This window comes from Microbispora sp. H10949, from assembly GCF_014161435.1.
GTDB classification, from domain to species: domain Bacteria; phylum Actinomycetota; class Actinomycetes; order Streptosporangiales; family Streptosporangiaceae; genus Microbispora; species Microbispora triticiradicis.
This window is the reverse complement of sequence record NZ_JABBWZ010000007.1, coordinates 163,859-176,300: the sequence shown is the minus strand read 5'-3', so window position 1 is coordinate 176,300 and position 12,442 is coordinate 163,859. Positions and strand designations below refer to the sequence as shown.

The following is a 12,442-nucleotide window of genomic DNA, read 5'->3' as shown; positions in this document are numbered from 1 at the left end:
CGACTTCCGGACGCGATCGTCAGGCACTGCTCACCCCTGCGTACCGATGACGAAAGGAGATGTTCAGCCTGGCGGAATTTGATCGTATCGCCTGCTGTATGCACGAAAGGTACGTCTGTGAGCTCCTCCCTCTCCCGCCGTGATCTCATGCGCTCGGCCGCCGCCGGCGGCCTCGGCATCGCCGTCGCGGGCAGCATCGAGGCCATCGCCGGCCCCGCGGCCGCCCAGGCCGTCCAGGCCGGGGTCGGCAAGACGACCGGGTACGGGCCCGTCGTCCCCGACCCCGCCGGTCTGCTCGCCCTGCCGAAGGGCTTCTCCTACAAGATCGTCGCTCAGGCCGGGACGACGAAGCTGGAGTCCGGCGAGCCGACCCCGAGCGACGCCGACGGCACCGGGTGCTTCGCCGGCCGCGACGGCTGGGTCCTGGTGAACAACCACGAGATCGGCGGCAGCGAGCCGTACGGCGTGCCCGCCCTGCCCGGCCTGACCTACGACCCCGGCGCCAAGGGCGGCACCACGAACATCGAGGTGGACCGGAACGGCAACCGGGTGCGCGAGTACGTCAGCGTCGCGGGCACGCACAACAACTGCGCGGGCGGCATCACGCCGTGGAACACCTGGCTGACCTGCGAGGAGACCGAGCAGCGGGCCGGGGGCGCGTTCCAGAAGGACCACGGCTACGTCTTCGAGGTGGACCCGTTCGACCGGGCGGCCAACCGCGACCCGGTCCCGCTGAAGTTCCTCGGCCGCTACTCCCACGAGGCCGTCGCCGTGAACCCCCGCAACTCGGAGATCTACCTGACCGAGGACGCGAGCGGCCCGAACGGGCTCTACTTCCGGTGGGTCCCGCCGAAGCACTTCCACGCCCGCAAGGGCGCGCTGCGCGCGCTGGCGCTCGGCCCCGGCGGCGACACCGCCGGGAAGCTGCAGGCCATGCGGTGCCGCAAGGGCGGCAAGCACATCGCCGACCTGTCCGAGGCGACCCAGCCGGGCACCCGCTACAAGGTCGAGTGGGTCGACGTGCCGGACCGGGACGCCAAGACGACCTCGGTGCGCAAGCAGTTCACCGACGACCAGGTCACCCGCAGCCGCAAGCTGGAGGGCGCCTGGTGGGGTGACGGCGGCGCGTACTTCGTCGCCAGCTACGCCCGGCACGACGACGGCAGCAGGAACGAGCACGACGGCCAGGTCTGGTTCTACGACCCCGAGTCGGAGACCGTCACGCTCAAGACGATCTTCGGTGTCAACCCCGACCCGGAGCAGGACACCCACTACGACGGGCCGGACAACATCACCGTCTCGCCGTACGGCGGGGTCATCCTGGCCGAGGACGGCGAGGGCCTGTCGCACCTGGTCGGCGTGACCGACAAGGGCACGCCCTACCCGATGGCCCGCAACGAACTCAACGACAGCGAGTTCACCGGCCCGACGTTCAGCGCGGACGGGCGCATCCTGTTCGCCAACATCCAGACCCCGGGCTACGTCTTCGCGATCACCGGCCCCTGGACCCAGAAGCACGACGGGCACGGGCACGGGCACCACTGACCCGCCTGAGGCGTCCACCCCACCCCCCGGGTGGGGTGGACGTGTTTCGGGGAGCGCTGTGTTTCCGGGGAGGCCGTGCGGGGCGACTGACGCGGCTCAGGCGAGGAGGTGGGCGAGGCCGAGCCCGGCGGCGGCGGCGAGGACGCCGAGAACCAGGCTGCCGAGCGCGTTGAGCCCGGCCTCCAGGACCGCACCCTCCTCCAGCAGCCGTACGGTCTCGAAACCGAACGTGCTGAACGTCGTGAACGCGCCGCAGAAGCCGGTGCCGAGCAGGGTGACCATCGCGGTGGGCAGCCCGAGATCGTCCCGGGCGCCGAGCAGCAGCCCGAGCACGAGCGACCCGGACGCGTTGACCGCCAGCGTGCCCCAGGGGAACACGCTGTCGTGCAGGCGCTGCACCAGGCGGTCGGCCAGATAACGGGCGGGAGCGCCGACGATGCCTCCGAGGAAGACGAGCAGCAGGGTCACGGCTCCGCCCGCCCCGGCTCACGCCCCACGTAGCGGTAGACCTCCACAGAATCGACGATCACCAGGCCCTCGGTCACCAGTTCGTCCAGTTCCGCCACGAACGCGCTGATCCTCTCCGGGACGTCCACGATGACGACGGCGATGGGCAGGTCCTCGCTGAGCGACAGCAGGCGGCTGGTGTGGATGCGCGAGGATGCGCCGAAGCCCTCGACGCCCCGGAACACGCTCGCTCCCGCCAGGCCCATCTCGTGCGCCCGATGGACGATCTCGGTGTACAGCGGCCGGTGCCGGTACCGGTCGCTCTCGCCTATCAGGATCGTCAACCGCTGCGCGGGGCCGTGCAGTCTCATCCGCCCCTCCTCCCGCGCCGCCGTACGGGGAGGCCCGCCAGGGCGCGGGCGACGACGATGCCGCACCAGACCGCGATCAGCCCGGCGACCATGCTCGCAGCGGCGTACGCGCCGGCCATCGGCCACGCGCCGTGCGACGACCTTTCCACGATCTCCGTGGTGAAGGTGGAGAACGTCGTGAATCCGCCGAGGACGCCGACCCCGAGGAACGGACGGACATAGCGGCGCGGCGGCCAGACGTCGAGGACGAAGACCATCAGGGCTCCGAGCGCGAAGCAGCCGGTGACGTTGGCGAGGAACGTCCCCCAGGGGAATCCGGTGGGCGGCGCGGGCAAGGCCCGGCCGAGCAGAAACCTGGCCACGGCGCCGGCTCCGCCGCCGAGCGCGATCACCGCGAGGACGTCCCAGCCGCGGCGGCGTGCGGGGGCCGCCGGGCGGAACACGTCCCGCTCGTGCCGGAGGTCCACGTCGGGGTCGATCGGCAGGCCGGCCTCTTCCCGATCGCCGCGTACGCGCCGGCTCACGCCGTCCTCCTCGTCCTGGTCACCCGGCCTTCCGGGTTCGTCACCCATCCGTGGATCCCGTACGCCGGTCGCGAAGGGGCGCGAAGGGAGCCGGTCCACACGAGTGGGTCCCAGTCTACGTACCGGCCCGTGGCGGCCACCGGCCGCCGTGGCCGCAGGCGAGCGGCGGATGAGCTGACCCTGTCCCTAATCAGGAATTTTTTCGGACCACAAATATCCTGTTACGGAGAGCCGACGAGCGGGACATCCGAAAGCCGCCACTTTCCGGAAGTCAATCCCCTCCGACCTGGCCAAACCCAGAAAACCGACATATGGCAATTACTTAAACAATCGGCCATATATGGTTCTATTGACATTAAACCGCGGTCGCCGTTGACTTGTTAAGTATGGGCGTGATCATGAAGACGAGACCGGCGGGGGTGTCGCCGGGACGATCCGCCGGATCCGGCCCGCGTACGACTACGGTCACGCCTTGCTGAGCGCCGCCGGCGGCTCCGGCGTCTCCGGCACGGCCGGCCCCGGCCGGTCGTACGGCCCTCCCCTCACCGTCGACCTGCGCGGAACACCGGGATCGGTGTCGTGGCGGCCGGTGGACATTCAGCCGGACACCGAGCCGGACGCGGAGGCCCTGCCCTGCGTCGTGCTGGCCGACCGCGCGGGCTGCGCCGAGTTCGCCGTCCTCCAGGACGCCCTGCACCACCTCGGCGTGCCGAGCGTGCGCGTCGACGCCGAGACCATCGCCTCGCTGCGGCTGTCCGCCACGGTCGGCGCCACGGTCGGCGCCGGCGACGCGAACGGTGTCGCGGGCGGTGTCGCGGGCGGCACGACCGGCGGGACGACCGGCGGCGGGATGTGCGGTGTGCTCGACCTGGACGGCCGCCGCATCGCGCCGACCGTCGTGTGGGCGCGCCACTTCTCGCCCCGGGCCATGCCCGCGACGGCGGACGCCGTGGAGACCCTCCTCCGCGCCGAGTCCTGGCACGCGCTGGTCCGCCAGCTCTGCTCGCTGGCCCCGGCGAGCCTGCCCGGCAACCGGCCCGGCAGGCTGGAACAGCTCGCCGGTGCGGCGAGGGCCGGTGTCCGCGTCCCCCGCACGGTCGTCACCACCAGCCCGGCGGAGGCCGCGGCCGCCATGGACGGGCCCAGGGTCGTCGTCAAGGTCGTCGAGGAGCACTTCGTCGAGACCGAGCCCGGGCTCCTGACCGGGGTCCTCCCCGAAGTCGCGGCCCGCGAGGAGGTGCTGCGCCGGCCCGCCCTCGACTACCCCGTCATCGTGCAGGAGTACGTCGAGCACGACGCGGAGCTGCGGGTCTACCACGTCGCCGGCGCCCTGCACGCGTACGCCGTGGGCAAGCGGTCCCCCGACTCGCCGTGGCGCGAGGAGGGCGAGGTGACGGTCACCCCGGTCGCCGTCCCGCCCGCGGCCGCCGACGCCGTACGGCGGCTCGCGGGCCTGTGGGGGATGACGTACGGCGCCTTCGACCTGCTGCTCAGGAAGGACGAGGTGGTGTTCCTGGAAGTGAACGCGGACGGCGACTGGCGCTGGTTCGAGGCGAAGGCCGGGGGACACGCGGTCTCCACGGCGGCCGCGCTCGCGACACGAACGCTCCATCTGGCGGCCCTGGGCAACGCCGTGCCCCCGCCGCCGCTCGACCTCGTCGACTTCCTCCTGCTGGGCGCCAGGACAGCCGGTTCCGTCCGGTGACCGGGGTCGCCGCGGAGACCGGGACCAAGGAACGCACCATGGGTGACGCGATCTCACCGCGACTGCACTGCTCGATTCTCGGTCCGCTGGAGGTCCACGTGGCGGACCACCGCGCGGTCATCGGCGCTCCGAAACAACGGCTGCTCCTGGCGATCCTGCTGTGCCACGCGAACGCGGTCATCCCGTCGGAGCAGTTGATCGACTGTCTGTGGGGCGAGACCCCGCCACGCACGGCGCGCAAGAACCTGCAGGTCTACGTGTCCGCGCTGCGCAAGATCGTAGGCGACCGGATCAGCTTCCAGGGGTGGGGCTACCGGATGCGCGCCGACCGCGAGGAACTCGACCTGCTGCGCTTCCTGGAACTGAGCAGGTCGGGCCGCGCCGCCGTCCGGAGCGGAGACCTCCCGTCCGCCGCCACGCTGCTGGGCGACGCCGTCGGCATGTGGCACGAACGGCCGCTGGTCGAGTTCCGCCACGTCCCGCTCGTGGCCGCCGAGGTGGGCCGCTTCACCGAGCTCTTCCTGTCGGTCTACGAGGACTGGGTGGAACTGGAGATCGAGCTCGGCCGCCACGTCGAGGCCCTGGGCTCCCTCGACGTCGTCGCCGCGCGGTTCCCCGCCCGCGAGCGCGTCGCCGCGGCGAGGATGACCGCGCTGTCGCGGTGCGGGCGGGCCGCCGAGGCATTGTCCCATTTCGAGGGCCTGCGGCGGCACCTCGCCGCCGAGATGGGCATCGACCCCAGCCCGCTGATCAGACAGCTCTACCAGACCATCCTCCGCGGTGACGGGCCTCCGCCCCCGCGACTTCCCGGCCTGGCCGGCGCCGCCGCCCGCCCCCGGCCCGTACGGGCCCTGGCGAACCGGCTGCCCCGCGACGTCGACGACTTCGTCGGCCGGGAGACGGAGGTGCGGCGCGTCCTCGAGGAGCCCGCCCACGTGACGGTGATCACCGGCGGGCTGGGCGCCGGCAAGACCGCCCTCGCCGTACACGTCGCGCACCTGCTGGCCCTCCGCTATCCGGACGGCGCCGTGGTGATCCCGCTGCGGCGCGACGGCGTCCCCCGGCCGGCCGCCGGCGTCCAGCGGGAGATCCTGGAGAGCGTGGGCCTGGATGTCACCGGCGTGCGCGAGGACGACGCGCTGGCGTCCGTCTGGCGGTCCTGGCTCGCCGACCGGAAGATCCTGCTGGTCCTCGACGACGCGCCGGACGAGGCGAGCGTACGCGTGCTGCTTCCCGGCACCACGTCGAGCAGGGTCCTGGTGACGAGCCGGAGCAGGCTCAGCGGGCTGGAGTCGGTGGCCCGGATCGGTCTCGGAGAACTGTCCGCGAGCGAGGGCGTCGAGTTCCTGAGCCGGGTGATCGGCCGCGACCGGGTGGCCGGGGACCTGCCCGCCGTCCTGCGGATCTTCCGGAGGTACGGGCTGTCGCCCCTGGTCCTGCGCCTGCTGGGGGCTCGGCTCGCCGGGCTGTGGCACCTGCCGCTCAGTCTGCTGGCCGAGCGGCTGGACCGGACCGCGAACGTGCTGGACGAGTTCGTCGCCGGGGACGTGTCGCTGCGCCGGCGGTTCGAGGAGTCCTACGCCCACCCGTCGTGGCCGCACCGCACCGCGTTCCTCGCCCTGGGCGCGCTCGGCGGCCCGGTCTTCGGGCACGAGGAACTCGTCGAGGCCCTGGACCGCGCCGGCGAACCGGGCGAGCGGGTCGTCGAGTCCCTCCTGGAGGCCGGCGTCCTGTCGATCTCGCAGACCCCGGCCGACGCCGAGGTGGTCGCCCACTCCCTGGCGTACGCGATGTCACCGCTCGCCCATCGGTTCGCGGCCGAACTGCACGGAAACCGGGAGCTCTGACGAACCGGGATCATCCGGACCGGGACCGGTCGGCACGCCATGGCTCCTCAGGGCGGGGCCGAGCGAGGCGGACGCGCGGCCAGTATGGCGGCGGCATGGCGTCGCCATACTGGCCCTGAACCCCTCGTCCCTACCGTTGGCGGCGTACCACAGTGGCCGGCAGGCCAGGCACGACCAGGAGGTGGGCCGTTGAACAGCCACGACGTTCAGACCGGGCCGGCGCCGTTCGACCCGCTGACGGCCCTGCGCGAGGCGGGGCATCCGGTGGACCTGCTCAACGAGCGGCAGCGGCAGGTGTTCGCCGAGCTGAGCAGGCCGGAGGTCGAGCTGCTGAACTCGATCAAGACCCGCCTGGACGAGGCCGCGGGCGAGGTCGAGGGCCAGGAGCTAAAACTCGTTTGACATCCTCCCCTCCCTTGAGGAAGGGGATTCCGACCGTCGCCGGCCGGGTTTCCTGCTTCACCGCCGGTTGCCCCGTCCGAGAGGGCTCTCGTTGAGGTCTTACCCCAGCTCCACAGGCGTTTCACCTCTCCGCCAGTCCGGCGGCGAGGATGTTCCTGGCGGCGTTGACGTCCCGGTCATGGGTCGCGCCGCAGGCGCACTCCCAGACCCGGACGTTCAGCGGCATCGACTTCTGCAGTGCCCCGCAGGCCGAGCACAGCTTGGAGGCGGGAAACCACCGGTCGATCACGACCAGTTCCCGCCCGTACCACCGGGCTTTGTACTCCAGCATCGACCGCAGTTGTCGCCAGCCGGCATCGGAGATGGCGCGGGCCAGCGAGTGGTTCTTGACCATGGCGCGGACGGCCAGGTCCTCGATCACGACCACTTGGTTATCGCGGACGAGCCGAGTCGACAACTTGTGCAGGAAGTCCCGGCGCCGGTCGGCGATCCGGGCGTGGGCGCGGGCGACCTTGAGCCGGGCCTTGGCCCGGTTCGCGCTGCCCGCCGCCTTGCGCGCCAGCGAGCGCTGGGCCTTGGCCAGGCGCCTGCGGCCGGCCCGCTCATGCCGGGGGTTGGCGACCTTTCCGTTCTCGTCGGTCAGATCGGGGATCGGGCGGGACAGGGTCACCAGGCTGGTGATCCCCGCGTCCACCCCGACCACGTCCCCTGCCTGCTCGGGAGTCGGATAGAAGCGGTACCGGTAAGCCCGCTTCACCATCTGAGCCACGCCGCACATCATGCCACCCGGCCAGCCGAGAATCGCATGTTTGTTCGCATGGAACTCCAACCAACAGCGAAACGCCGACCCCTGCCCCGCTCCGCAGGGAGCCCGATCCCTCCCCCGCCCGAAGGCGGGGGTCTCCGCGGAGGATCTTGATGACCGCCGGGGCGGCCCGCCCTGCGCGCCGGAACGTCGTGGTCGTCTTCATCGACCTGGTGGGCTCGACGGAGCTGGCCGAACGGCTCGATCCCGAGCTCCTCCGGGACGTCCTCGACCGCTACTACCAGGCGTGCACCTCCGGGATCAGCGAGCACGGCGGCGTGGTGGAGAAGTACATCGGGGATGCGATCATGGCCGTCTTCGGCATCCCCGCCGGCCGTGAGGACGACGCGCTCCGGGCGGTCCGCGCCGCCCACGCCGCGCTGCAGGGAGTGCGGGAGCTGAGCGACGGCCTCGCTCCCACGCACGGCATCCGGCTCGACGTGCACTGCGGCGTCAGCGCCGGGGAGGCGGTGGTCATCCCCACCCCGGGAGCGGACCTGCGCGTCATCGGCGACACCGTCAACACGGCCGCCCGCCTGCAGTCCGCCGCGGGCGTCGGCGAGATCCTCGTCGGGGACGAGGTCGCGCGCCTGGTCCGCGCCCAGGCGCGGCTGGAGCCCGTGCCGCCGCTCACCCTGAAGGGCAAGAGCAACCCCGTGCGGGCCTGGCGGGTGACCTCGCTGGAGCCGGACGCCGGGGACGACGACGACCAGGTCCCGCTCATCGGCCGCGCCGCGGAGACCGCGCGGCTCCGCACGGCGTACCGGGAGGCGGTGCGGGACCACCGGTGCCGGGTGGTGACCGTGTTCGGCGTGCCGGGCATCGGCAAGTCCCGGCTCGTACGCGACTTCGTCCACGAACTGCCCGCCGAGGTCACCGTGCTCACCGGGAGGTGCCGCTCGTACGGCGCCGGGATCACCTATCGCCCCATCACGGAGATGATCGAGTCCCTCGGCGACGACTGGCCGGACACGCTGGAGGCGGCGAGCGGCGCCGCCCTTCGCGGCCTGGTGACCGCGCACGCCGCACGCCCGCCGCGTACAGGAGAGGACGCGGGTGTCGAGGAGATCGCCCGGGCGGTGTGCGCGTTGTTCGAGGCGCTGGCCCGGCGCGAGCCGCTGGTGGTGGTCTGGGAGGACCTCCACTGGGCCGAGCCGACCCTCCTCGACCTGATCGACGACCTCACGACGTGGCTGGTCGACGTGCCGGTCCTGGTCGTACGGGTGGCCCGGCCCGAGTTGCTGGAGGCGCGGCCCTCCTGGGGGATCGACGTCGGCCGCGCCGTCGCGTTCGAGCTCGGCGTGCTGGACATGGCGCAGATGGAGCGGCTGGTCGCCGGGCTCGCCGAGCTCCGGTCGCCGGAGGGCGAGGTGGTCGCCCACGCCGTGGCCACCGGCCCGGCCCTGTTCCGGCGGGTCGCGGAGAGCTCCGACGGCAACCCGCTGTTCGCCGAACTTCTGCTGGAGACGCTGGCCGAGGAGGGGGAGGACGCCCCGCTGCCGCGCACCATCCAGGCGCTGCTCGGCGCGCGGCTCGACCTGCTCGACGACGGGGAGCGGGACGTGCTCGAACGGGCCGCGACGATCGGCCACGTCTTCACCCTCGACCAGCTCGGCGTCCTCTGCGCGGCGCAGCCGGAGACCCGGTTCGACGTCGACGAGACGGTCGGGCTCCTGATCCGCAGGCGCCTGGTCCGGCGCGGGGAGGCGGCGGGGTCGTTCCACTTCACCCAGACGCTGACCCGCGACACGGTCTACGCCATGACCCGCAAGGACCTGCGGGCCACGTGGCATCTGGCCCTCGCCGACCGGATCTCCGGGCGCTCGGGACGGGCTGAGGCCGCCGTCTCGTCCTCGTCCGGGGAGGAGTCGTCGCACGGCGACCTGACCCACCATCTGGAGACCGCCTGCCTGCTCAAGCGCGAGGTGCGGCCGGACGACCCACTGCTGCCGGCGCTGACCGAGCGGGCCGCCCGCGCCCTCGTCGGCGAGGGCACCCGGGCCCTGCACCGCAAGGACCTGCCCGCGGCCATCGCCCTGCTGGAGCGGGGACGCGACCTGCTGCCGGCCGGGCACCCCGAGCACCGGCCGCTCGCCGTACGCATCTGCGACGCCGGCCTGGCCCGGGGCGAGGCCGACCGGCCGTACGCCGCGCTGGACATGGCCGAGCGGATGCTGCCGGGCGACCCGCGCACCCGGCTCACGTGCGCGGTCCAGCGCGAGACGCTGGCGGTGCGCTTCGGCACCCGGCCCGCCTCGGCCAAGCCGTTCCGGGACCTGCTGGCCGCCGACCCCGGCGACGATCTCGGCTGGTGCCGGTTCCACCACCTGGAGGCGCTGCTGCGCATCGGCGAGGGCCGCTTCGGGGCGGCCGAGGCCGCGCTGCGCGAGGCTCTGGACCGGGCCCGCTCCCTCGGCGACAGGTACGAGGAGAACCGCCTGCTCAGCGGTTTGTGCGAGCTGGCGCAGTGGTCCCCCACCCCGCTGGCGGAGGGGCTCTCCCTGTGCGCCGGTCTGTCGGCCAGGTTCTGCGCCGACCGGGCGATGCTCCTGCCCGTCCTGGTCACCGAGGCGCGCCTGCTCGCGCTGGCCGGTGACGTCGCCGAGGCGTGGGCCGTCCTCCACGCCGCCGACCGGCACGCCCGGGACCTCCACCTCGACCTGGCCGCGGCCGCGGTCCTCCAGGTGCGCGGGCTGGTGGAGTCGCTCGTCGGGCGGCACGCCGAGGCCGAGGCGCTGTTCCGCCGGGCGGCGGCCGACCTCCACCGGGTGGGCCAGTCCGAGCCGGCCAGGACGCTGGAGCTGTACGCGGCGCGCGAGCTGCTGCGGCTGGGCCGTCACGCCGAGGCCGCGGGAGAGCTGGCGCGGCTGCGCTCGACGGGCGCGCGGCTGCAGGCCCGCGGTGAGCTGACCCTTCTCGCGCTGAGCGCCTGGGTCGCGTCCCTCGACGGCGACCACGGCGCGGCGGGCGCCCTCGCCGCCCGCGCGGAGGAGCTGCTCGCCCGGACCGACGACCCCTGCCTGCGCGGGGACGTGCTGGCCGACCTGGCGAAGGTCCACCACGCGGCCGGGCGCACCGGCCCGGCGGCCGAGGCCGCGGCCCGCGCGCTGCGGGGGTACGCGGCCAAGGGCGCGGAGCTGCCCGCCCGGCGGGTACGCCGGTGGATCGAGGAGGAGAGGCTACCGTGACACAGCCCCCCTGGCGCCGCGAGCGGCGTGAGCAGTTCCCCGGCGTGCCGGCCTGGAGCCTGGCGACCTCACGGCTGGCGCCGGAGGAGTTCGGCGTGAGTCGCCTGGAGGAGGTCACCAGGGAATGGGCGTGGGGCGACGACGGCACGGGGCCCGCCGACGGGGCGGGGGTGCGCGTCTGCGTGCTCGACACCGGGGTGGACGCCTCCCACCCGCGGGTCGGCCACCTGGACCGTTCGCTGGTGGTCGCCGACGACGGAGGGGACCTCACGGTCGTCGACTGTGACCCGGCCGACCCGGTGGGGCACGGGACCGCGTGCGCCGGCGTGATCCGCTCGATCGCCCCGGCCGTCTCGCTGACCTCGGTGCGGGTGCTGACCGACGGCCGGTCCGGCAGCGGCGCCGCCCTCCTGGCCGGTCTGCGCTGGGCCGTCGAGGAGGGGTTCGACCTCGTCAACCTCAGCCTGTCCACCACCAGGAGCCAGTTCCTGCCCGAGCTGCACGAGCTGGCCGACCGCGCGTACTTCCGGCGCTGCCTGCTCGTGGCCGCGGCGCACAACATGCCGGTGGTCAGCTTCCCCTGGACGTTCTCCTCGGTCATCTCCGTGGCCAGCCACGACGAACCCGACCCGATGACCTACTACTACAACCCCGCGCCGCCGGCCGAGTTCTACGCGAGGGGCGTCCGGGTCCGGGTGGCCTGGCGCGGCGGCAGGGAGATCCGCAGCACCGGGAACAGCTTCGCCGCGCCGCACATCACCGGGATGTGCGCGCTCGCCCTGAGCAGGCACCGGTGGATGACCCCGTTCCAGCTCAAGTCCGTGCTCTACCTGGCCGCCAGCAACGTCGTCGTATCCAAGGGAGACGCGCATGTCCGTGCCTGAACGGCGCTCCGACAGCGAAATCACCGAGCGCAGGCTGCTGCAGTCGACCGTCGAGGTCGCCCGGCACGTGTTCGCCTCCGCCGCGGCGTCGGTCTTCCTGGTGGACCAGGAGACCGGCGAGCTGGTCTTCGAGGCCGTGTCGGGTGAGGGGGAGAAGCACCTCATCGGCACGCGTTTCCCGTCCGGCACGGGCATCGCGGGCTGGGTGGCGGCGAGCGGCCAGCCCATGATCGCCGACGAGGTGGCCGCCGTGCCGCAGTTCGCCCACGACGCCGCCGAGTCCACGGGATACGTCCCGCACAGCATCATGGCGGCGCCGGTCATCCGGGAGGAGAGCTGCATCGGCGTTCTGGAGGTGCTCGACAGGTCCTCCGACTGGCGGGGCGAGCTCGCCGACGTGGACCTCCTCGCGATGCTCGCCGCCCAGGCCGCGTACGGCCTGGAGTTGCTGCTGCGGCTGCGGCGGTCGGAGGCGGCGCTCCCGGCCGCGGCCGGCGGGGACGACGTCCACCTCCTGCTGCAGCGGATCTCCGACCGGGTGCCCAGGGGCGCCGGGGCCGCCGACCCCACCGCCCTGAAGCTCCTCGCCGTCGCCGAGGAACTGCTGCACTAGTGCTGCTCCCCTGGCATGGCTTGGCCGACTCTGGTGGCGTCGGGGAGATTGCCGACCTGGTCAACAGCGGTATGAGCCGGGCGAAAGCCGTGACTGCCAGGGGGGACGCCG

10 protein-coding genes and 1 pseudogene are annotated in these 12,442 nt (G+C 73.0%); 7 read left to right on the top strand and 4 right to left on the bottom strand.

Translation table 11 applies throughout. From position 1 onward, the window contains the following. Nucleotides 1–117: 117 nt before the first annotated feature. Nucleotides 118–1,545 (top strand): alkaline phosphatase PhoX, encoded by a 1,428-nt coding sequence (locus tag HHX40_RS20080; protein WP_244301685.1) that lies wholly within the window; start codon nucleotides 118–120, stop codon nucleotides 1,543–1,545. A 96-nt stretch (nucleotides 1,546–1,641) separates the two neighbouring features. Here the strand turns inward: HHX40_RS20080 and crcB (HHX40_RS20075) are convergent, their stop codons facing one another. From crcB (HHX40_RS20075) to crcB (HHX40_RS20065), 3 genes are read right to left on the bottom strand one after another with little or no spacing between them, the layout of a single operon-like run. Continuing rightward, on the bottom strand, nucleotides 1,642–2,013 hold the full coding sequence (gene crcB, locus HHX40_RS20075; protein WP_182881834.1) for a fluoride efflux transporter CrcB: 372 nt from the start codon (nucleotides 2,011–2,013) through the stop codon (nucleotides 1,642–1,644). Continuing rightward, nucleotides 2,010–2,363 carry a DUF190 domain-containing protein gene (locus tag HHX40_RS20070; protein ID WP_182881833.1) on the bottom strand — a complete coding sequence of 118 codons (354 nt, stop codon included), beginning with the start codon at nucleotides 2,361–2,363 and terminating at the stop codon, nucleotides 2,010–2,012. Before HHX40_RS20070 ends, crcB (HHX40_RS20075) begins: the two co-directional genes overlap by 4 nt. Then, entirely contained in the window at nucleotides 2,360–2,935 is a 576-nt protein-coding gene (gene crcB / locus HHX40_RS20065) for a fluoride efflux transporter CrcB (RefSeq protein WP_182881832.1), read from the bottom strand. The genes HHX40_RS20070 and crcB (HHX40_RS20065) overlap by 4 nt, the downstream gene beginning before the upstream one ends. A gap of 424 nt (nucleotides 2,936–3,359) precedes the next feature. On the opposite strand from crcB (HHX40_RS20065), the gene HHX40_RS20060 reads away from it, so the two are divergent. The 3 genes from HHX40_RS20060 (at nucleotide 3,360) to HHX40_RS20050 (ending at nucleotide 6,841) form a co-directional block, all read left to right on the top strand. After that, nucleotides 3,360–4,592: an ATP-grasp domain-containing protein gene (locus tag HHX40_RS20060; protein WP_182881831.1), complete on the top strand. Its 1,233-nt coding sequence runs from the start codon at nucleotides 3,360–3,362 to the stop codon at nucleotides 4,590–4,592. Between the two features lie 38 nt (nucleotides 4,593–4,630). After that, nucleotides 4,631–6,439, top strand: coding sequence for an AfsR/SARP family transcriptional regulator (locus HHX40_RS20055; protein ID WP_182881830.1), 1,809 nt, complete (start codon nucleotides 4,631–4,633; stop codon nucleotides 6,437–6,439). Between the two features lie 189 nt (nucleotides 6,440–6,628). Next, entirely contained in the window at nucleotides 6,629–6,841 is a 213-nt protein-coding gene (locus HHX40_RS20050) for an aroma-sacti cluster domain-containing protein (RefSeq protein ID WP_111697459.1), read from the top strand. A gap of 34 nt (nucleotides 6,842–6,875) precedes the next feature. Here the strand turns inward: HHX40_RS20050 and HHX40_RS20045 are convergent. Beyond that, nucleotides 6,876–7,601 (bottom strand): annotated as a pseudogene (locus HHX40_RS20045) (RNA-guided endonuclease TnpB family protein); the annotation flags it as partial. Between the two features lie 158 nt (nucleotides 7,602–7,759). On the opposite strand from HHX40_RS20045, the gene HHX40_RS20040 reads away from it, so the two are divergent. Genes HHX40_RS20040 through HHX40_RS20030 form a run of 3 tightly spaced genes read left to right on the top strand, consistent with a single transcriptional unit; the run spans nucleotide 7,760 to nucleotide 12,331 of the window. Continuing rightward, on the top strand, nucleotides 7,760–10,834 hold the full coding sequence (locus HHX40_RS20040; protein WP_182881828.1) for an AAA family ATPase: 3,075 nt from the start codon (nucleotides 7,760–7,762) through the stop codon (nucleotides 10,832–10,834). Then, entirely contained in the window at nucleotides 10,831–11,718 is an 888-nt protein-coding gene (locus HHX40_RS20035; RefSeq protein WP_111697457.1) for a S8 family peptidase, read from the top strand. The genes HHX40_RS20040 and HHX40_RS20035 overlap by 4 nt, the downstream gene beginning before the upstream one ends. Next, a complete protein-coding gene (locus HHX40_RS20030; RefSeq protein ID WP_182881827.1) occupies nucleotides 11,705–12,331 on the top strand; it encodes a GAF domain-containing protein in 627 nt (208 codons plus the stop codon). Before HHX40_RS20035 ends, HHX40_RS20030 begins: the two co-directional genes overlap by 14 nt. Nucleotides 12,332–12,442: the final 111 nt, after the last annotated feature.